Annotated in this window: 18 protein-coding genes; 12 read left to right on the top strand and 6 right to left on the bottom strand. The window is 58.2% G+C overall.

Annotation, left to right across the window (positions count from 1 at the left end; translation table 11 throughout):
• Window positions 1–10: 10 nt before the first annotated feature.
• Together B1400_RS01890 and B1400_RS10080 are read right to left on the bottom strand one after the other, a co-directional pair.
• Window positions 11–2,026, bottom strand: coding sequence for a hypothetical protein (locus tag B1400_RS01890; protein ID WP_095612781.1), 2,016 nt, complete (start codon window positions 2,024–2,026; stop codon window positions 11–13).
• A 75-nt stretch (window positions 2,027–2,101) separates the two neighbouring features.
• Window positions 2,102–3,313, bottom strand: coding sequence for a Fic family protein (locus tag B1400_RS10080; protein ID WP_095612780.1), 1,212 nt, complete (start codon window positions 3,311–3,313; stop codon window positions 2,102–2,104).
• Window positions 3,314–3,674: 361 nt separating this feature from the next.
• Here B1400_RS10080 and B1400_RS01880 point away from each other — a divergent pair, with 361 nt between their 5' ends.
• From B1400_RS01880 to B1400_RS01840, 11 genes are all read left to right on the top strand, one after another.
• Complete coding sequence (locus tag B1400_RS01880; protein ID WP_095612779.1) at window positions 3,675–4,025, top strand: hypothetical protein; 351 nt, start codon at window positions 3,675–3,677, stop codon at window positions 4,023–4,025.
• 238 nt (window positions 4,026–4,263) lie between these two features.
• The gene (locus tag B1400_RS01875; RefSeq protein ID WP_095612778.1) at window positions 4,264–4,734 is read left to right on the top strand and encodes a hypothetical protein; all 471 of its coding nucleotides are present in this window, start codon (window positions 4,264–4,266) and stop codon (window positions 4,732–4,734) included.
• The gene (locus B1400_RS01870) at window positions 4,731–4,928 is read left to right on the top strand and encodes a helix-turn-helix transcriptional regulator (RefSeq protein WP_095612777.1); all 198 of its coding nucleotides are present in this window, start codon (window positions 4,731–4,733) and stop codon (window positions 4,926–4,928) included. The genes B1400_RS01875 and B1400_RS01870 overlap by 4 nt, the downstream gene beginning before the upstream one ends.
• A 246-nt stretch (window positions 4,929–5,174) precedes the next feature.
• Entirely contained in the window at window positions 5,175–5,720 is a 546-nt protein-coding gene (locus B1400_RS01865) for a hypothetical protein (RefSeq protein ID WP_133064584.1), read from the top strand.
• Between the two features lie 28 nt (window positions 5,721–5,748).
• Window positions 5,749–6,009: a hypothetical protein gene (locus tag B1400_RS09440; protein ID WP_133064583.1), complete on the top strand. Its 261-nt coding sequence runs from the start codon at window positions 5,749–5,751 to the stop codon at window positions 6,007–6,009.
• A gap of 424 nt (window positions 6,010–6,433) precedes the next feature.
• Window positions 6,434–7,096 carry a DUF1287 domain-containing protein gene (locus B1400_RS01860; RefSeq protein WP_095612775.1) on the top strand — a complete coding sequence of 221 codons (663 nt, stop codon included), beginning with the start codon at window positions 6,434–6,436 and terminating at the stop codon, window positions 7,094–7,096.
• Between the two features lie 213 nt (window positions 7,097–7,309).
• A complete protein-coding gene (locus B1400_RS01855; protein ID WP_095612774.1) occupies window positions 7,310–11,626 on the top strand; it encodes an AAA domain-containing protein in 4,317 nt (1,438 codons plus the stop codon).
• 6 nt (window positions 11,627–11,632) lie between these two features.
• The gene (locus B1400_RS09435; RefSeq protein WP_133064582.1) at window positions 11,633–11,896 is read left to right on the top strand and encodes a hypothetical protein; all 264 of its coding nucleotides are present in this window, start codon (window positions 11,633–11,635) and stop codon (window positions 11,894–11,896) included.
• A gap of 792 nt (window positions 11,897–12,688) precedes the next feature.
• Window positions 12,689–13,489, top strand: coding sequence for a Fic family protein (locus B1400_RS09590; protein WP_157909614.1), 801 nt, complete (start codon window positions 12,689–12,691; stop codon window positions 13,487–13,489).
• A 596-nt stretch (window positions 13,490–14,085) separates the two neighbouring features.
• Window positions 14,086–16,215 (top strand): hypothetical protein, encoded by a 2,130-nt coding sequence (locus B1400_RS01845; protein ID WP_095612773.1) that lies wholly within the window; start codon window positions 14,086–14,088, stop codon window positions 16,213–16,215.
• Between the two features lie 193 nt (window positions 16,216–16,408).
• Window positions 16,409–17,572, top strand: coding sequence for a hypothetical protein (locus B1400_RS01840; protein WP_095612772.1), 1,164 nt, complete (start codon window positions 16,409–16,411; stop codon window positions 17,570–17,572).
• A gap of 130 nt (window positions 17,573–17,702) precedes the next feature.
• On the opposite strand, the gene B1400_RS09585 is transcribed toward B1400_RS01840, so the two are convergent.
• From B1400_RS09585 to B1400_RS01825, 4 genes are all read right to left on the bottom strand, one after another.
• Entirely contained in the window at window positions 17,703–17,873 is a 171-nt protein-coding gene (locus B1400_RS09585) for a hypothetical protein (RefSeq protein ID WP_157909613.1), read from the bottom strand.
• An 87-nt stretch (window positions 17,874–17,960) separates the two neighbouring features.
• A complete protein-coding gene (locus B1400_RS01835; protein WP_201260179.1) occupies window positions 17,961–18,965 on the bottom strand; it encodes a zinc-binding dehydrogenase in 1,005 nt (334 codons plus the stop codon).
• A gap of 166 nt (window positions 18,966–19,131) precedes the next feature.
• Window positions 19,132–19,992: a hypothetical protein gene (locus tag B1400_RS01830; RefSeq protein ID WP_095612770.1), complete on the bottom strand. Its 861-nt coding sequence runs from the start codon at window positions 19,990–19,992 to the stop codon at window positions 19,132–19,134.
• A gap of 257 nt (window positions 19,993–20,249) precedes the next feature.
• On the bottom strand, window positions 20,250–20,633 hold the full coding sequence (locus B1400_RS01825; RefSeq protein ID WP_157909612.1) for a MarR family winged helix-turn-helix transcriptional regulator: 384 nt from the start codon (window positions 20,631–20,633) through the stop codon (window positions 20,250–20,252).
• Window positions 20,634–20,798: 165 nt separating this feature from the next.
• On the opposite strand from B1400_RS01825, the gene B1400_RS01820 reads away from it, so the two are divergent.
• Window positions 20,799–21,833: a substrate-binding domain-containing protein gene (locus tag B1400_RS01820; protein WP_095612768.1), complete on the top strand. Its 1,035-nt coding sequence runs from the start codon at window positions 20,799–20,801 to the stop codon at window positions 21,831–21,833.
• The last annotated feature ends 125 nt before the right edge of the window (window positions 21,834–21,958 follow it).

Genomic DNA, 21,958 nt, shown 5'->3' with positions numbered 1-21,958 from the left:
CCGCAGCGCGCTATAACAGCAGGTCGTCGTGCGCGTTCACCGAAATGAATGTGACCCTTCCGGCGCCATCGCGCGTGAAATGCAGCCGGTACTGGCCGTGCACGTTGCGCCGGAGGATCACATTGCCCTGATCGTCCTTACGACTGGGATTGTCCCCTCCCCTGCCGGTGCGCAGCGGGTGCTGGCGCAGCCCGTTGGCTGTCTCCCGACCCGTGAGCACGAACAGCATCGTGTGAATCAGCGACCGGCGTGACATGTCCCCGTGTTCGCATTCCGCCAATGAGTCGAGGAACTCGTCCGCATAGGCCCATTGGGCCAGCGGCTGATTCCCGCGTTCCTCGACTGTGAACTGCAGCAACGATTGCGCATGCAGCTGCCAGTCGAGTTCCTCGCGCGGCGACGCGAAGCGTCCGCTGAATGCCGCGAGCGGGTTCCCATCCTCCAACGCCTTCTCGTAGTCACGATTGTCGCGGTTGAGCTTGGCGTTGTCTTCACGGAGTTTGCCAACCGCGTCGTTGAGCCTCCGGTTGTTCTGGCTGAGGTCGACGACTTGCGCGTGCATCCTGCGGATCGTCGCATGGGCCGCGTCGAGCGTGTCCACCGTGGCAAGGAGCCGCTCGACCGGAACGTCGGCGAGTGTGCTGTGTGCGCGCAGCCGCGGCAGATAGTCGAACGCGGCACCAACGCCGAGCCATGCCGGGCCGCCGGGCAGCAAACTCGGCGCCGGCAATACCGTGTCATCCGTGCCGGGCAACGACAGCAGCCAATCGTCGCCGTCGCGTTCCTCGACGCGCAGCGCGATTTTCTGCCCGCGGTTGAGCATCGGCCGCAGGTCGGCGTTGACGTCAACGCCGCTGCGGCGAACAGTTCCGCCCCGCGCACGGCCACTTCGACGGCCGCACGCCCGGCGAGCGCCGGGTACAGCATGATCTTGAACATGTCCTCGCATACGAAGATGATGCGGCCGGCCACGGTGGCGCCGGCGACGTAGTCGTGCAGCGCGTCGGCGGCGGTACGCCAGTCGGGGATGATGATGAAACCGTCCGCTGCCGTCGGGATGTCCGCGCACGGCCTGTCCTTTATGCAGCAGCGGCGCCGCGTCGAGCGACGGCGGCACGTCGAGCGCCGCTTTGCGCAGGCTGCGTTCGTCGTCGATCGTGATGTAGGCGACATCGTCGAGCATCATCGCGACGACGCCTTCCGTGGGCGCGCCGTTCGACTGCACCTCATGCGCCGACTGCGGTTGCGCGTCGTCCTCGTCGGGCACGCCGAGTCGATAGCCTTCGGGGTAGGCGACATTGAGGACGCGTTCGGTGAGTTCGTCGACGACGTGGGCGCTGTCGGCTGCCGAATACATGCGCAGCAGCCGCGAGCGTCCCGGCCCCGCGAAGCTGCTGGGTGCGAGGAAACGGCAGGCGCCGTTGTACGCGCACGCCCAAGGAGGAAGGTGGTCGCGCAGCCAGTCGTCGGCGGCGCGATCGGTGATTTCAAAGACGACGGCGGCGCTCTCAATACCATCAAGCAGCGCATCGACGTTGAGATACGGGTTCGTCATACCCACGCCGAGCGAGACGAGGATGCATGGGCATTCGCGGCGTGCGCCGGCAATCGTGTGCGCGATCATGTTCGCCGGCGGCTTGCGTCGTGTGGGCAGTCGGCGGTCGAGCAGCTCGTCGATGCGGTCGAGGAAGCGCAGTGCGGACAGTGATGGCATCGCGCAGCCGACGAGACGCGGCTCGTCACACCAGGCGTCGCCGGGCGGGAAGACGCGTGCGGCGCTGCGGTAGGGGTTGACGGTGCCGAGATGGTCGCGCGCGGCGTCCTGTACGGCGTTGGAGAGTCGCACGGTAACTGCGCGTGTGCCGGCGACGCGGCGCACCTCGTCAATCGGTACGATCGGCTTGCCGCGCGCGTCCTCGGACAGCAGCACACCGGCGACGTCACGGCTCGATTTGCGCAGCCAATTGACGAATTCGGACAGCGTGAACGTGTCATCGATGACTTTGCCGTCGTATGAGCCGTCCATATGCGCTCCTTGCTTCTACCGCCCCCGGTGGCTTTCAGCATAGCAGCCAGACCGGGGGCGGAACGCGCAGGAGGCTCACTGCCGGCGCAACGACGATGCGTAGTCGTCAAGCACGTCGAGGATGCCGCGGTGCTCCCACACGACATTGCGTTTGGCGGTGTTGCGAGAGGTGAGAATGTCGGCATCGGCGAGCGCACGCAGCGCACGCTCGGCCTGCGGTTTGGATAATCCGACGGTCGAGCGCAGATACTGCGAGTTGATTACCGGCTGCGCAATCAGATGCGGCAGCACCTTCCACACAGCTGCATCCCTACGCGTACCTCGAAGAGCGGTTTTGACGGATTCGATTTGCCCATCGAGTCGATCGATCAGATCGATGCCACTCTGCGCGGCGAACAGGCTCGCCTCCGCGAATACGGAAATCAAAGGAGCCGCATTCCCCTCACGGAATGCGGTAAGCGCATCGAAATACGTGTCGGTAGCGCGGAGAAGACCCGCCGAAACCGGCGGTACGACATGCATGGTGAGACCCTTGTTGCGCAGCACGGCGTGGATGAGCGCACGACCCGTTCGGCCGTTGCCGTCGGCAAATGGGTGGATCGTCTCGAATTGTGCATGGGCCAGCGCAGCCTGCGCAAGCACCGGAATGTCGTCGCGCAGGAGGAATGCGAGCAGATCGTCGATTGCCGGCTGCACCAGCTCCGGCTGCGGAGCCACGAACGAAGCACCTCGCGGCGAATGCGAACTAGTGCCCACCCACACGAGCTGCTCACGGAATCTGCCGGCGTATTCGTCCCAGCCGGGTTGTGCGCTGAGCAATGCCTTATGCATGCGCAGCAGATTCTCCTGCGTCATGCTTCCGCTGAATTCCAACGCCGATTCCATCGCCCGCACATTGCCTACGACGATCTGCGCATTCTGGCTGCCTCCCTCATCAAGGAGCTCCAACGCCAGATTCTTCGCGCCGACGGTGAGATGCTCGATCTGAGAGGATGACGCGGCTTCGGTCCGCAGCAGGACCGCGCTCATCGGGCCGAGGGACTGCACTTGTTCGCCAAGTTTCCACAGTGCATAGGCATCGAATCTAGCCAACGCCTGACTCGCCTCGTCGATCACAGTGCCCAACGCTGACGGCAGATTGACATCCAGGTCACGCAACGCAATGGGAACGGCCGATTCATACGGACCATTGCCCCTCATGCGCTGCGACCGGGAGACATAGTCGCCGTCGGCGATATGCCATACGTGCTCTTCATGGCCAAGTGCAGGAACATGCCATTCGACCATGGTGGGCACCTTTCTGCGTTCGGATGTGTAGCTACCGATGATTATAGCTACAGATAATCGATTATCTGTAGCTATAGAGGAACTTAGCTACGGATATCCGGATATCTGTAGCTAAGGGAGACGATGGCTACAGATATCGCTTCGACACGGGCGCGGGGATGCTGCGGGCCTGCTGCTTCTCCACGCACCGGGCTTCTTCAGCAACCGGCGGCCGATTGACGTGTCATCGTCCTGACGGAAGCGCCGTCAGGTCAGGCTCGTCGGACTGGGCGAATCACCATCACCCTCGCCGTTATGCTTTTTTATATTCTTTATACTTTCGGAACTCCGATAACGAATCTATTCAAACCCACTGCATAACATGACGTCACCCATACTGATCGGCAGAGGAGACGGCCTCGAGAAATTCGAGATGGCGCTCGACAACAGCTTGGGCGACATGGTGCATGCTCCGGAAATCGACGGGCTGAGCTCGATGCAGAAGGAGTATCTGCTCGCCATGGCCCAGGACGACGGGCCATCGCCCACCGGGGATATCGCCAAGCACCTCAAACGAAACGCCGGCTACGCGAACGTGTACCGCACGCAACTGATCAAGGAGGACGTCATCTACTCGCCCGCATGGGGTCAGACGGATTTCAAACTGCCCTACATGCGCAACTACCTGCACGAACACGGCGCCTATCATTTCCTGCACAGCAGTAAGGAGTGATTGGGCCGGCTGGTGACGACGACGGCACTCCCAGATTGGTGAAGAGCCGTTCGACAGGATCTTGGTGCGCTAACCGCATCCAAGCAACCGATTGTCGATTTTTAGCGAACGCATGGCAGGAACAGCGCTCAAATATGACGAAGAAACCCAAATCGTCAAACGAACTTGACAGTAAAGCTTACTTGACATATGCTTGCTTCACCCATCCGCACATCAACATGAATATGGAGGTTATGTCATGAGTGAGAAAACAACTCAGAAACAGTACCGGTTCGGGCGCATCAAGCCGAACGGAACGCCGGCGTTACGACTGGCGGCCCCCATCGGACTGGCGGTCGCGATCGGCATGGGCGTCGCGCTGTGGTTCGCTTTCCCTCATCCGCATGACGGCGTGCGCACATGGCTGGGCATCACAGTTGCGTGCGCATGCCTCGCGCCAGTGATGATCGCACTCAGTTGGACGCTGCTTGTCGACCGGTCGACGATTCCGGGCGCTATCGCACACCCCGAACATAATGTGGAAACCAGCTGGTATGACCAAGCCGCAAAAGACAGCTTCCATCTGCTCCTCGCCGTCACAGGAATCGGCGCCGCAATCGCGAGCTTCTGTTTGCCGTCGACAGTGTCGTGGACACTTGCCGCCGTTTTCGTTTTCACCGCCGTGGCGTTCGGCATAAGCTATCTCATCCACAAGGTCGGCGACCGATGAAGAACCGACTAGCAGAGCTGCGACACGAACGGCAGTGGTCGCAGGAGAAACTCGGCACGATACTCGGAGTGAGTCGCCAAACAATCATCTCGATAGAAAAAGGCCGATTTGATCCATCACTGCCACTCGCATTCCAGATCTCCAACGTTTTCGGCCTGACGATCGAGGACATCTTCACGCCGGAGGAAAAGTGACGGCATCTGGCCATCTTCGGATATCCGGAAATTCGGCGACGACATGGACTCAACACTGGAACCGCAATCACGGAATCAGTGATACATACCAGTTCCCCCATGCTCCGACAATCAGCATTGCTGCACGCGCGCGTCGTCTTAGGCCGCATTTCAGCACCGTTGCGTAACACGTACCGACATAAGCCATTCTTGCATAGGCCCCTTGCCGGCCTCCCCTCAAGAAATATAGTTCTCAATAAGAAGCTGATGCGTGATGCAAAGGAGCATATGATGAAACGCGCACCTATTCCAAAGATGATGAGCATACTGATCGTCCTGTGCGTCGTCATAACGCTGTGTTTGACGACGATCCCTTATGCCAACGCCACCGAGGCTTCGCCGGAACTCACCGCGGAACAAACAGAGTCTGGCGTCATCGCCACCGTCAGAGGCGCTCAATTCGTCAAACAGGATAACGGCAGCGTCGCCATCATATCCAACGAAGGCGCACTTCTGGACACACTTCCCGCCACATATGAAAACAAGTCCATTGAATACGAGATATACAGGGACAACAGCCTCCTGGCACGCCGAGGAGGCGCAGAAGGGCGCACCTTCTACGCAAGACGGGGTCCCGCATTCCGCTCGTTCGATTGGGGTGCATATGCAGGCTGCATTGCAAAGACATCGCTGGGCGCTGGAGCGACAGCAGGCATCTCTACGATTTTCACTGGCGCAGGCGCTGCTGCCGCCACCGCTGGAGGCTTGATTGGCGGTCTGGTCTGGGGCCCGATTGGCTGCTACCGGCGCTGATGCCATCCGATTCGGAAAGGAGCATGCCATGCATCGGAATTATTTGATCAAAATCGCTGTTATCAGCGTACCAGTATTGGTGATTGCCGTTCCACTGAGCATGTGGACATTGGGGGTCGCAAACCCTTTTAACTGCCGCGTACTGTTGAATGCAGCGACGATCACCGCAATCGCAGGTATATCTCAATGGATTGCTTGGAGAATCATGGAGCCAGACAACGGCTCGGACCTATCGGTACAGCCCGAATCGCCCCACCATCGTGAGCAGAATGATGGAAGCGAGAGCTAACGCCATAGAAACATGCAAGCCGTTCCCTGGTATAAGAGCAATCCACGGATAGACAAAACCTAAAAAAGTAGGTTAAATCTAATATTAACCAGCATTCTTTTGAATTGTGGCGGCCGTGATACCGCCCACCACATCGGCGAATGTGTTTGAAGTATCCCCGGCAGGAGGCTGCATCGTGGCACAGCGTGAATCGCCCCAATCGCGTACAAGTCCGACGGCAGCAATACGAATGACAGCGTGAATGTGACCGACAACTCTGGCAGCTACGGAACTGTTAGCTTGCGGGTTTTGCTGCACACTGCACGCGGACCGGCCCCCAATCAACCTTTATGGCGGCCACGATGCGCGATCGCATCGCCACTCCCTGTAGGCGATAAGCGTGCTATAACAGATGCCAGCGAGGGCAACGCGGAGGAGGACATATATGGCACGACGACTATCCAGAGTCATTACGATAGGCGCGCTCATCGTCACCTGCACGTTGGTGTCGTCCTGCGGGAGCGCAATAGGAGGCGCAGACGAAGACAGGTCGGCGAGGCAGTCAACGCCAAGCATCACCCCATATATCAGCGCAATCGACAAGGACGGCGATGGCGTCGACGACCAAAGCGACATCTTGCAGAACGCGCGTGCCTACATCGCCACAAAACCGGCATACAAAAGCGAGTATTACGCAACCGGCTACCCGAACGACGGATATGGCGTATGCACCGACGTCGTAGGCGCAGCCCTGCGCGGAGCCGGCTACGATCTGATGACGCTCGTGCATGAAGACATACTCGCCCATCCTGAGCGTTATGACATCGACACACCTGACGTCAATATCGACTTCCGCCGAGTCCCCGTACTCAACGCGTACTTCGCCGCGCATGCGATCAATCTCACGACGGACACCACAGACGTCGGCGCATGGCAGGGCGGCGACATCGTCGTCTACAGCAACCACATCGGCATTGCCTCCGACACACGCAACGCAGACGGATTGCCGCTGCTCATCCACCACGTGAGCGCGAAGCAAAAGCAGTACGAGGAGGACGTGCTCGGCACGTTTCCGCAAAAGCTCGTCGGGCATTACCGGATCAGTTGAGCGCGGACGAGATCCAGCTTCTGACCAAATCGCAGGACGTGCCATTCTCGGGATGGCGCATATTTCTTGGATCGCGACGATATGGTCGGGGATGACGAGAGGGGATTGCTTTATGCAATGAAATATACCGTAGATGCATGAGATCTGCACCCCCGTGGTCAACGCAGTAGATTGCTATACTATGGCAACAATATGCGACTGGAGTAGGAGATTATGACCGACGTCTTTGAGTGTGATGAAAATGCTCAGGATGGTCTCCGTGATCGCGGTTCGAGATTTTTGGGTTATCTTTCCGCCGTGTCCAAAGTCGGATTGAAACCGGTCAGGATCCTCGAGCCCGGGGAAGACGTCATCTTGTCCTCTGATCTGCCTAATCACCCGTCGATCATCGTTGGACCTAGCGAACGTAGGAACGCTTGGCTGACGGTGAAGAAGACTCGTAAACCTGACGATGTCAGGATACCGGCAGAGTTGAGACGGTACATCGACCCCAGAAGCGTTGCTGACACGACATGCCAGCCGAAGCTCAATGATGAGTTTGCGATGTTGAAGAAAGATGCGGATCTGGAGAAGGCGTGGGATGGCGGGAGTCTCCAAACGGTCAAGCGGGTGAAATCCGCTTTTGAGGTTTGGAAGGAACAGACCTGGAGACCTTGGGTGACTGCGACCCGGCCGCAAGAGAGGGCGTTCGGGCTGTATCAGAAGATGTTCGATCTTTATCTGCGTCTTGATCAGACTTTGGATTATTCCGAACTCGTATTCGGCCATTGCGTCCTGACATGGAAAGGCCGGCAACGTGTGGCCTATCCATTGGTATTGACCGGCATGCGGCTCGTTTTCGGGGAGGACACCGGAGATATTGAGGTGGTTCCATCGGCCGAGCCCCGCATGGTGCTGGATCCGGTCGAAGGCACCGATCTGCCGGGGTATAGTGTGCTTGGTAGGCTGCAGGATAGGTTCAACGATCAGCCTTCCGACTTGTGGAATGAAATTGAGTTGCAGAACCTCGAGAACAGCATCGTTCAAAGCATGGGGTCGTATGGGCAGCTTGGAGACGATCTCTCTCTCGTGCCGGCGGCGGATCCGGTGTTGCATCGTGGATGGGTGCTGGCACTGCGTAAGCGGGCGGATAATCGTGGCAGATTCTACGATGCGTTGTCCCAAAAACTCCGGGAATTCGATGAGCTGCCATTGGCCTTTGAGGCCATTTTCTCCACCCCCTGTATCTTGGAGGGCACCTTCGGGAATGAAGGTCAGGAGGAAGCGGTGCAGCGCATATTGATGCCACTTCCGGCCAATGACGAGCAGCGGAGAATCATTTCACAACTCTCCCGTAATGCCGGCGTGACCGTTCAGGGTCCTCCCGGAACCGGCAAATCGCATACGATTGTGAATCTCATCTCGCATTTGCTTGCGCAGGGGAAGCGTGTACTTGTCACAGCCGAGAAGGAACAGGCACTTGCTGTTCTGAAGGATAAGCTGCCAGACGAGTTGAAGGATTTTGTTGTTGCCAACATCGGCTCATCCACTTCGGAGAACGCCGATCTTCGACTGTCCATACAACGGGTGCAGGATTCCTTAGCTAATCTCGATGTGAATGATGCCGAGGTCCGCATCAACAAGCTCGATCATGCTATCAACGACGCCCAGGACAGGCTGACATCCATCGACCAACAATTATGCGACTCCCTAGCAAGGGAGAACAGTACATACATGTTCAACGGGTCAGAGATGAAAGCAGAGGATGTCGCTCGGTTGGTAGCGAGGGACGAGCTGGCCTCCATCATCCCTGAGCATGTTCCTCCAGATGCGGCGATACCGTTGGATCGGGACGAATTCGAGAGGTATGTATCGCTGTGCCGGAGGCTGGATAGGGATGATGAGCGATATGGAGATGCGGATCTTCCCGACCCGAGCAGGCTTCCCTCGGCCCAAACGCTCGATACTCTGTATGGCCAACTCACGCGCGTGAATCGTCAGGTGGCGAATCTACAGAATGCGGGACTGGAGATATCCGTCTTCGATGCCGCCACACCCCCACAGATGCATGACATCGTCCGCTTGTTGCAGAAAGGGCATTCCTCTCTAGCGCAACTCAACCAGGAATGGGAGCGTCAACTCGGTGACTGGGTACGTGAGGGCAGCCAACAAATCATATGGATCGAAGATGGCATGAGGAAAGCCAGCGAGCAGCTTTCCTGCTGCATGCCTCTGTCCCGTGCGCGTTTAGGTCATTCCGTGATCGTCCCTGATGGTGTTTTCAACAAGCAAACGGAACTATTGCGGACATGGAAAGATCGTCTTGGCCGGGGCAAGGGCATTCCCCGGCTGTTCAACAAGGATCTTCGTGAATTCGCTGCGACCATCTCCGTGGATGATGCCCAACCGCAGACGATTGGAGATCTGAATCTGGTTCAGGGATATATTGAAGAACGCCGGCTGCTCAACCAACTGGGAACCACCCTCGCGCAAAGCTTTCGGGGTCTGCCGATTGACCTTCCCAAGGCGGACGATGGCACGCTGATCCAGATATCTGATCTGATTGATGATGTGAGGAAGACGCTCCGATGGTGGCGCGAGGTTTATCCGAACCTCGAAACAACGGTGCGACGTTTCTTCCCCTACAGGAACATGTCGCATGATTTCTTCCCCGAGGACAATGCTTCCATGGGTGCGGACAACCTTCAGGCGGCCATTCAAGCATTGCAGGATGCGCAAGTGAGACGCGAGCAACAACACCTGCAGCGTGAGCTGGATTCGATTATCCAGAAGGTGGGCGGTCATTCCGGACGCCTATGGGACAGATTATCACAGTCACTGAATGAGAAGGATGTATCCCAATGGTCGGAGGCATTGGCAGCATCCGCCAGCCTTCGCGCGATTGAGGAGCAACATCGTGAACTCGACCGGCTGCATGAACGACTGTCTTCGGTATCCCCGCTATGGGCGAAAAACATCAGGGATTCCCACGGCGACGCCACAGTGACGGGAGCGATTGACAAGTATAGGACCGTCTGGGAACTTGCGAAAGCCCGGGAATGGGTCAGACAGCTGATTCAGTCGTCTGATGTCGACGAGCTCATGCGCGAATCGCAGGGAATCACGAAGAAACTAGTCGATATGGTCACGACCGATGTTGTCCTATCGGCACGTCTCCATCTTAAGCAGGCACAGAGGCCCAGCGACAGGCGTGCTTTGCAGGCCTGGCTGGATGCAATCAAAAAAGTGGGCAAGGGGACCGGAAAGAACGCTTCGCGATTCATGGCCACCGCTCGCAGGGAGCTGCCGCACGCATTGAATGCGATGCCTGTGTGGATCATGCCCATTCACAAGGTGTTGGATAACTTCGATCCAGGAATCTCACAGCCTTTCGATGTCATCATCGTCGATGAATCCTCACAGTGCGATCTGTTGTCGGTCGGTATCCTGGCTCTGGCGAAAAAAGCCATAATCGTCGGCGACGATAAACAGACATCACCGACCAATGCATTCAAAGATGTGGATCAATATACGAAGCTTCAGGAGAAGTACATCCCCGATTTCACAGAGAAAACCCTGTTTTCCGGCGACGAGTCCCTGTATGCGATTGCGAATCGCGTTTTTGAATCTCGTATCCTATTGCAGGAGCATTTCCGCTGCGTACCGGAAATCATCGAATACTCGAACAGGTTCTATAACGGTCAAGTGTTCCCGTTGAGGGAACGCACCCATCCTGAAATAGGGTCGCCTCTACGCGCACGCTATGTCCCCGATGCCACTACAAGAAAGGTCTCGGACAGTGTCGTCAATGAGGTCGAAGCACGAGCATTGACCGACCAGGTCGTGGCCTGCATCAAAGACACCCGATACGATGGGATGACTTTTGGCGTTGTCACATTGATGAGCGGCAGTCAGCAGAAAATCATTGAGAACATGCTTCTCAACGCCATCGGCACGGAGGAGTATGCCAAGCGTAAAATACGGGTTGGCAACCCGCCGGTCTTCCAAGGTGACGAGCGTAATGTGATGTTCCTTTCCTTCGTGTCGGACTCGAAGAAGAGCACGGGTACAACGGAGCGTAGCGCTCAATGGATGAATGTAGCCGCATCCCGCGCACGAGACCAGCTATGGGTGTTCTATTCAATGGACGTCGATTCCCTCGCTGATGCCGATTACAGGAAAGGTCTCATAGAATACGTTCAAAATCACAGCGACGAGACTGTTCTCAACGATTTGTTCGGGACCACCCGCACCGAATTCGAAAAGGATGTTCTCCGTGACCTGCTGACATACGGATGCGAGGAGAGCGGCATTTCGCTCCACCACCAAGTAGGCCGGTACGATATTGACTGCGTCGTCACCATCGGCGCAGGACTGCGGCTCGCCATTGAATGTGACGGCGACGATCCGGACAACAATCCCGAGAGTGCGCGCGAATTCCACAAGGAAATTAAAAAACAGCGTGTGCTCGAAAGACTCGGTTGGCACTTCATTCGTCTAAGTGCCTCGGCCTACTATTTCGACCGGAAGTCCGCCATGAACCCCGTATAGCAGTACTTGAACGATCTTCAGGAACGCAAGCGAAAGCTGCCAGAACCGCTTATCACGCATCCGGTCGCTGGGCAGGAGTCCGCGCACGAATCCGCAACAGTTGCACATCCTCATGCGCGACATGAAAAGCCCGCACGGCTGGAGGAAGACACCGATGACATTCAGGACGATTCAACCTCCCGGTCCTCTGGCGGGGCTTCTGCTCCGCTCTATAGCGATACTGCATCGGATGCCGACACGACTATCAAGAGCAACCTCGACCAAGGATGAAATATACTCGAATTACCTGACGCCATAAACCTCGAATACATCAACAAAAGACCAAAAACAGAATTCTTTAGGTAATTGACAGACAGAAAATCAACAAGGAAATGACTGAATTGAAAGCGAAGGGACATCGTTTCACATTCAAACCAGAGAGCGGTAGGATGACCTACGGACTGCCGGGATGGTGGAAAAATAAATCGCCGTCAAGCCCCGACATGATTATCGCCGGCCGAATGCGGCTCTTCCCTTTTGAGTGCGCAAGGGCCGTGCTCCATCATTTGTTGTGTGAATGATAAAAAGAATGGGGCACGGCCTGTCCCTGATTTTAGCGTGTTCGACGGTCAGTGCCTGTTGGGGCTGGATCGGTTGGATCTTCGCGCCCGGTCCATGCGTTTTCTTGGTCGCGGGGACGGTTCGGACGTGTGGCAGATCCGACGCGAAACAGGGGATGAATCAGCGCGTGCGTGCGTCACGTGTGGCTGCATGTGCCAGGTGTGTATTTTGTCAAATCCGCTTGTACGGTGTCGTCACTTTTTTGTACGGTGTCGTCGGTTGTTTTGTACGGTGTCGTCGGTTTCGTGGTTTCTGGTTTTGTTGGTTTGTTGGTTATTTCATGAGTGAGTGTGTGTTGCGGTAGGATTCGGCTGGATACAGTGGAAGACGAAGGACGGCACTCCCATCGACCAGTTCCGCGCACACGACGACTGACATCGTCGAATACACCCGCAACCCGCGCTTTTTATACCCCACATAACCGTCATTGACCGTCATGTTCGCATATGAGAATATGGCGGCATGAGTGCATCGACGAACGACGAGACGAACGACGTCGTGCCGAACGACGTGCGCAGGCGAAACGTCGATCTCGCGCTGCAATCGGTCGCTTTGGAAGGCGGACATATCGACGGCGACTTGGCGGACGCATTCATCGCATACGCCGACGGCGAGGTCGACGAGGATCTGCTGCTTGAGCTCGCAGTCGCCCGTTATCCCCATCGCGAGGCCGCATCGGAACATCAGATGATCGGCATGAATGAGGCAACCGTCGACCCCTATCTCATTCCCGGCACGCAGGTGCTGCGCAATCTTGTCGGCGTGCGGGATGCGGAGACGCTCTCCACGATCGAGTTCACGTTGTTCGCGGTCCGATTGATCAAACTACAGACGATGCGGATACCGGCGCGCGGCACCGTGCGGCAGCTGCAGCAGATCCACCGCTATCTGTTTCAGGACGTGTACGACTGGGCGGGAGAACTGCGCACCGTCGCCATCAGCAAGGCGTACACGATGTTCCTGCCAGCGCACATGTTCATCACGGGCATCCCGTACTGCGAGCGCGCACTCGCCGACGACTGCCATCTGCACGGGCTGCCTCGCTGGCAGTTCGTGGAGCGGATGAGCGTCCACTACGACGATTTCAATGTGCTGCATCCATTCCGTGAAGGCAACGGACGCACGCAGCGCTTCTTCTGGGATCTGGTGGCGCGCGATGCCGGATGGCAGTTCGACTGGCGGCTGATCGGCAAGCAGGAGAACGACGTCGCATCCGCGCGCGATGCTCGCCGGCGACTATGCGACGCTCATCCGCATGTTTGACAAGATCGTCAAGCCTCTGAGCGAGCCCCTCACCACCGACGACGCCGCGCTGCGGCGACGGGTGGAAGCCATGTCCGGTATGGGTTCCTGAGGCGCCCTTCCTGACCGCTGGGCTTCTTTTCCGACCGTCAGATTCCGCTCCTTTTCCTCCCCGGCCGCTCAAATCTCCTTCGGGCCATCCCAAATCACCTTTTCAAGCCGCCTCGCGACTGTATCTGCGCTGAGGAGGAGCATTTTCTCCGGATCCCTGAGTACTACCCTCCGCCTGCCCGCATCTTTGCAAGCATCGGCGGTGCCGCTACTCGCCACCCAGCCGGAAAATGCTCCTCCTCAGCGCAGATACATCATCGATACCATCCCGACAAGCCACCGACTGCGTGCCACAACGCCTGCGGCAGTGCCCAAGAATGCGGCCTCCGCCGGCGCACATCCTTCGCGCCTCATGCGATTCGCTCCGTAAACCTAGACATTGCAACGAATCGGCAATATTTCGCACAGCCATAATCAGCAGGAACAATGGAGATAGGCCATGACGGCAAAAGATAGACCGCGAGACGCCGCAACGGCAGCGAGGAAGACGGGAGAGGAGCGAGGACATGCCCCGAACGATCGACATGCATATGGACATGACGCTGTCCGAAGTGCAGCAGGCGTTCGAGACGGCGGCACTGCTGGAGGGATTCCACACGAGGTTCCGCGTCTGCGCATTCTCCGACAACTACTTCTACGGCACTGAGCGCTCCTTCATCCCCCGTGTCCATCTGCGACGCGACCACATCGATCTGACCGAGGACGACGACACGAAATGGGATCTTCTGATCCCGGATTGGATCCCCCACTCCGAACTGTTCATCGACTATGCGCTCAACGCCGCAGACGGCACACGACTAGAACCCGGACGACTCACGCTTGTGAGGGCCGCATTGCGCACATCGGATGTCGTCGACGCCTACGGCCTCGTCACCGACCCCGACGATCAGAACATTGTTCCCGACGTATTCGCCCTTGTACTCCCCGACCACAACCTCACGATTCCCTTCAACGCCATGAGCAAAATCATGCTCGTCGACTTCAGCGACGGCGGCGTGGACCATGTCACCGTGGTTGACAGACGTTTTCTCCACCAACTCCCGAAGCTAGAGGCATCCATCAAAAAACGCGCGGCATTCGTCGCCCATCCGCAAGGCCAGCAAATGGTCGACCTCTGCATGGACGAGGCAATACTCAACACCTTGCTCTCAGTCGAAGCGCAGGAGGGGATGGACGACGAGTCCTCCTGCCATTTCTATCAATTCGTCCACGACAACCCTCGCGTCCTGGATCAGACCGAGCAGACCGCGCAGACTCAGCCCGCGCGGACCACACAGCCATCCGCGCAGGGCGCCAAACCATCAGCACAGCCCGAACAGCAAGAGTCGACGCCCCCTCAGTACCAGGTGGAACCGTTCGGACCCGCGGCGGTCTATCTGCTCGACGACATCCGCTCCAAGCGTCCGAACAAGCTGCTGAAGCAGAACTGCTCGTATTTCTCGCGCATGGCGAGAGGAGTGAAGCCATCCGCACGCGAGCTTGCGCCAGGATGGCGTCATGGCATTAGTCTCGCCTACGACTTCCTCACCACCCGCATCGACGCCCACGCTTACTATGAACAGCCCGAAAGAAAGTTCATTCTCGACTTCATCAACGATTACCCGGATCTTATCGGAGCATTCGACCTACTCGGACATCACGATTGGCCGGCTCCCAAACGGCCAACCGGGATACCCTCAATCGACGCAAATCCGGCGGACTGGATCGCCATGCGCATCTTCGGCCTTGTGCCGATCGCCGCACTGATGCAACAGCTGCCGCCCGATCATGCAGTTCGAAAAGACCTAGGCAAAAGAATCGTACGTTTCGAGAACGGCCACTGCGTGCACTTCATGGAAGAACGATATGAAATCGTACGGAACGAGTGGCTGACCAGTCAGATCGCATACTGGTCGAATCTTCCTTCGACCGCAAAGCCCTACCAGCAGAGACTGCGCGACGATGTCCTCGAAGCGTATATCGAAATCGACACACTGCTCGAGCAGGGATGGGCACGACAGGACGCGAATCCGGAATTCTATTTCCTCAGTCCGACCGAATCCTATCTGGAACGCGCTCTGCGGGCAGTGGTCAATACCGATCCAATTCGCCTCGACGCGAATGCGGTCCGTGTGCTTGCCGCCTGCAATGTGCTCGTCATACTCAAGGCGATGGAAACGCAATTGGATCTGACCTACTGCGACAACATCGTGATGCCCCCATCGCTGCGAAGCCTGCGATATGACGCGAAGTGGTGCATGGATACACTGCAGGATCCTCAGAAGCAGGGCATGATCGAGTTCAGCACCGAAGAGTACTTCGGACGGCATTTCGGAAGCCTGCTGCCTTACATCTTCGCCAAGGATTGGCAGTTGAACAACAACCTGCTCTCCCTCGCTCCGGAATACGATTGCAATACCCCCTCCCGTGTGATCCGCACATTGTGCGAACTGGTCTCCGCGGCGAACGCAGAGGATGGCCGCGCCAATCCGAACGACTTCTTCTGCGCCGCGGGAAGCGAACCACAGTTCATGGTCCGCAATCTCAAGAACAGATACGAACTCGACGACGTCGGTCGGATGACCGGACTCATGGGTCGTACGCTCGTGCCGGGAATCGGCAAACATATGAGCTGGGTTCCGGAGCGACTGATGTGATGGGAAGGAGTCCGGCAGCCAAAGCATGTGCCCAGATCGTCGCATGACGCCGCTCATACTTTCAGGACCGCATACTCCCCATTCCCAAACACTGCAAGAAAATGCACTACGATCCAGCAGAGAGTAAAGATTTATATGTAACGTAATATTTGTTGCATATGTAAATAATAACAACAAACAGGAAAGGATGATTATGGAAAAGCCATTCATCACCGAAGCGGAGTTCCTCGAGTTGGGACGCACCGAAATCAGCACGGCGAAGGCGCTCGCGGAAGCACTTCATGTGTTCCAGCCCCAGGTGACCCTCACCGATGAGGGCGCGAAGAAACTGTACCGGAACATCCAGCTGTCGCTCTTCGCCACTCGCATCAAGGATGCCGAGAAGGGCAAGAAGAGGGAGGACGACGAAACGATCGCCGGCTGGCTCGATAAGGGCTTCCCGACGTTCCGCTACGGCCATGCCGGCAACTTCCTCGTTCCGGATCCCAAGGACGACTTCAGCTGGAATCGTCCGTGGGATGACATCGAGCATCCTTCTGAGGAAGACCGCGCCCAGCTTCATCGCGAATACGAGACGCTGTGCAACGAAGGCGCGCTGAGCACCCCAGTCATGCTGATTCAGATCAATTGGTCCGGCATCGGTTGGAACAACAACGCCCCGTTCTGGTACAACATCCTCAACCACGGGGGAGTCGACGGGGAGAAAGATGGAGTCAAATGCATGGCCGGCAGACTGCCGAAGATCTGGCACACCATCGTCGACAACGGCTACGAGGACACGTTCCGCGGCGCTTATGTGACCGATTTCTACAAGCCGTTCTCCACCCCGAAGTCAGGCACGTTCGAAGAGACGTTCAAGGGCGCAACCCTGGGCGCATACCTGCATGACGACGATGCCGCCAAGGCCAAGTGGAACACGAATCTCGACAATTCGGACTACGCGGATCTGCGTCGTTTCGCCACGCTCGAGTCCGGCGACGACTTCACCGGGAACATCGACCCGCAGCTGAATCTCCTGACGCTGCTGTACATGGCGATGTTCGTCCAGCTGTGCGAAGAAGCCAAGATGCTCCACATCGAGCATCCAATCATGGTTCCGTGGGGCCGGATTCCTCAGTCCGGTCTGGAAACGTCCACGGCGAAGGCAGAAGGCAGCGAGACGTTCCCGCTCCCCGCCGAGCTCCCGTTCCTCGACGGCAAGTCGGTCGAAGTCGCGTTCGCCGATACCTTCATGCAGCATAATTCCAACGGAAACGGCCATATGGGCGGCTGGCTCGAGACGGAAGCCCTCAGCACCTTCTCCACCATCAGGGACATGAAGGCGGACTGGAAGGCCGAATACGGCGACAAGGCCTGATGCGTTCCCGCTCAGGAAAACAACATCGCCGAGTTCAGGTGACTGAACGAACGCGATGAAAGACAAGCATGGGGGTCGTGGTGCTCGTACCACGCCCCCCATCGTTCAGCAATGAATCAGCGTCCGCGCCTTATTTGGCATCCACCACGAGCGATTCGTCTTCGGCGGTGATGCCGTTGGTGTCATCAGCGTCCCCCGAGACGGAGAAGGCGGAGTCGTCACCCGACAGGGTGATGACCGCGCCCTTCACCACGGCAATCCATTCGGGCGCTCGAGCCACATACAGAACGATTTCGTCCATATACGGCGCCGCCGCCCTGCATCGACGTCGCGGTGCGAATGTCGTCGATGCCGGGCGGCGCCTGAAACAACCGCGCAGCCGTTGCACTCAGTCGAGGATCAGATACGACTTGATCGTCTTGCGCTGATCCATCGCCTCGTAGGCGGCTTGGATGTCGTCAAGACGGAACTCGGATGTGAACACGCTGCCCGGGTTGATGTCCGCATTGAGCACGGCGTCGAGCAGCACGTCCTTGTCATACGTCGTGACCGACGCAGGGCCGCCGTAGACGCCGACGTTCTGGTAGAACGTACCCTCGCCGCTGATCTGCTGACCGTGCGGCAGGCCAACGCGACCGATCAACGCGCCCGGACGCGCGACCGACACGGCCTCTTGGAACGAGGCATCGGTGCCGACGCATTCGAGGACGGCGTCGGCGCCGCCGTCGCTGATCTCCAGCAGCTTCGCGACGCCTTCGTCGCCACGTTCGGCGACGTTGTCGGTCGCGCCGAACTCCTGCGCGAGCGCGCGGCGGTCGTCGTGACGGCTCGTCGAGATGATGCGCTTGGCGCCCATCATCTTCGCGGCGATGATCGCGCACAGACCGACGGCGCCATCGCCGAGCACGATGACGGTGTCACCGGGCTTAACCTGCGCGGTGCGGGCGGCATGGTAACCGGTCGCCATCACATCGGACAACGTGAGCAGGCTCTTGAGCATGCCTTCGCTGTAGTCCTCCGGCTGTCCCGGAACCTTGACGAGCGCCCACTGCGCATGCTGGAAACGGATGTACTGACCCTGCGCACCCATCGAGAAATTGTCCGGATGCGCCATGCAGGAGCCGTCGAAGCCGGCGCGGCAGGCGCGGCACCGGCCGCAGCCATGCGTGAACGGCGCGATGACGAAATCGCCGGGCTTGACCGACGTGATGGCGTCGCCGACCTCCTCAACGATGCCGATGGCCTCATGCCCCGAGTTCTCCGAATGCTCCTCGGTCTGGTTGATGCCGCGGAACGGCCACAGATCCGATCCGCACACGCATGCGCGCACGACGTGGATGATCGCATCGTCCGGCTGCTCGATCGCCGGCATCGGAGCCTCCTCGACGACCATATGTCGCGCCGACTCGAAGATAGATGTCTTCACAGTATGATGTCCTTCCGTCAGAGGCGTCCGGCCCGCGCCGGAACACCCGATTTTTCAACCGTTGCATCATTGTATGATGCAGGAATTCGCCTGCGCCGTCAGTAGCAGCGAATCCTGATCCCGCCATGCCGCGTCATGCAAGGCCCTCGATGCAGATGCCCGCGGTTTGGGATTGCGCCGGCAAACCGAACGCGCCAAGCGCCTTGCATTCCTTGTCGAACTGCGCACGGTTGGCACCGCTCAAATCGAGCTGATATTCAGGAATCGCGATCAACGGGCCGTTCAACTCCAAACCATCCGCCGTGCCGTCATCGACGATCACGATGCCGACGCCGTACAGATCGGCATACGTACAACTGATGAGCGTGAGCCGGTCGCCTATCAGATATCGGCGCAGCCAGTTGTAGAGGAAATCGAGCATTGCGTCGGAAGGTTCGGTCGGCAATGGCAGAATCGGCATGCGCTTCGACCGCAAGTCGGACGGGTAGTAGACATCGTTCACGTCCACATACAACGCGGCGTTCTTGACGACGATGAATCGTTTTCTGATGAACGCGAGATACTGCTCTCCCACAACGAACGGGATGACGATCATGAACACCATCGACACGAAGCCCAATAGGATATGCCCGTATTCGCCGAGCACATAGGTCACATAGGCCAGCCCTATCACCAATGCGATCGCAGCCATGCACACAAGCGTGGCGAGCGGCTTCCTCCGCAGCATGACGATCGACGTGATGTCGTTGCGAATCACGCGTTCCTCAGCGGATGAGCGGGTGCGCGCATCCTTCGTTCTGCGCGAGAAATAGATGAAGAACGGGGAGCCGATGATCGCGAACAACACGGCGATGAACGTGAACACGATGATCGGATAGCACCATTCGCCGAAATCGTTGAATACGGCAATGACGACGAACAGGAAGTCGACGAGCAACAGACCCCAGCCGACGAGCTGCCAGAACAGGTATGGGTGTCTCTCGGGAAAGCTCATGCCGCTCCGTTTCGTGTCCGCGGGGCGCCGCGCGCACGGTGCGCGGCGTTTGGTTCCAGCATAAGGAACGCGGTGGCGACGTGAGGTGCGCGTCTCACGCGTATCTCACACGTATCTCGTCACTTTGGGTGTTTCATCTACCCAAAGACGACGAGATAGACACCAGAACACCGCTGTACGATTCCAGGCAGCGGTTTGGCGCACCCAAAGATGGGGAGATAGGCGCGAGCGCGCCGCCGCGCACGCTCACGCACCGATTATTCGCTGAGATCTTCGGCGATTTTCTCCAGTAGACGCATGCCGCGCTGCGATACGTACACTTGGATCTGCCGACGGTCGAAGGGGTTGGCTTTGCGGTACAACAGCGCTTCGTCGGTGAGCCGGTCGACGAGCCGGGACAATGTGGCCGCGGGCAATACGGTTTCCTGGGCGAGCCCGGACATCGTGATGCCGCCACGCCCCGCGATCGTGTCCATGATGAGCCATTCGTCGACCGTCAGATCGAAGGGTTTCAGGCATTTCGCCATGGTCTTCACAAGGCGGCGGCCTTCCACGACGCTTGTCTTCCAACCATCCAGCCGCGCGTTCGCCCACCGGGCCGGGTCCATCACTGCGGAAGCTTGCGTGTCCGTGGCGTTCATCGTATCCGCTCCCTTCATACCGGTGATATCAGGGCATATCAGGGGCGTTCGCGAGACCCGTAACAAACCCATGATGTAATTCTATACGGAAACAGTGTAACAGTTTGGCGTAAAACGCCGAGTCATTCATCGTTTCATGCCGGAAGCAAAACGGAAGGAGCTACCATGGCCGATTCGCTGCATGTGGGCATGGTGCTCCCGTTCTCTGGGCCGGGAGGCCAATACGGGCCGTCATCCCAAGCGGTGACCGAGTTCGCGATCGAGGACATCAACGCAACGGGTGGCATCCTCGGACGCAGGCTGTCCCCGGTATGGATCGACGGTGGCCGCGCGCCGGACATCGTCGCGCAGGATGTGCGGCATATGCTTGACGATGGTTCGCTTGACGCGATAAGCGGCTGGCACACGTCCGCGGTCCGGGAGGCACTCGCCCCGCTGGCCGCGGGAAGCATCCCCTACGTGTACCCGGCGCTCTACGAGGGCGGCGAGACGACGTCGCGCGTCCTATGCACAGGCGAGACGCCCGACCTGCAGATCATCCCGGCGATCCGCTGGCTGCGCGACCACAAAGGCGCGCAACGCTGGGGCATCGTCGGCGACGACTACATATGGCCCCGCAAAACCGCCGCCGCCCTCGGGGAGCACACCAACGAACTCGACATCTCGATCGAGCGCCAATGGTTCGTCCCCCAGGAGGCGACCTCGTCGCCACGTGCGTTGGCGCATATATGCGACGACATGAAGCAGCATGCGTTGCAAGGCCTCCTCATCCTCATGGTCGGGCAGAACGCGGCGCGGTTCAACCGCGAATTCTCGAAACATCTGCAATTGAGCGGCATCGCGCGCTTCTGCCCGCTCATGGACGAGAACACGCTTCTCGCCTGCGGTGCGAAAAGCACGAAACGGCTCTTCACGGCCGGCGGGTATTTCTCCTCACTCACGACAGAGGACTCCCTCGACCTCAACGAACGCTTCACGCGCACACTCGGCGAGACGGCGCCGCTCTTGAGTACGACAGCGGAATCCTGCTATGAGGGATTGCTCGCGCTCCGCGCACTGCTCTCGCAACAGGCGTCCGCGCCACTCTCCTACCGGGGACCTCGCGGTGCGGTATCGCTTGGCGCGCACGCGCAGCAGACGATATACATCGCCCAGGCGCATCATTACGATTTCGAGATCCTCGACTGCATATCACAGTGACCTCCGCGCATCGCGCACCATTGGATACATCGTCGTCATATATTTCCATATGGAAACATTTCGGCAACACAACGACCATCTCCCCGAAATCTCGTCCTGAGATATTTCCAAATGAAAACAATATC

The organism is Bifidobacterium italicum (assembly GCF_002286915.1).
Lineage (GTDB): Bacteria > Actinomycetota > Actinomycetes > Actinomycetales > Bifidobacteriaceae > Bifidobacterium > Bifidobacterium italicum.
Note: the sequence above shows the minus strand (reverse complement) of the source record. Positions and strands in the feature narration are given on the sequence as shown.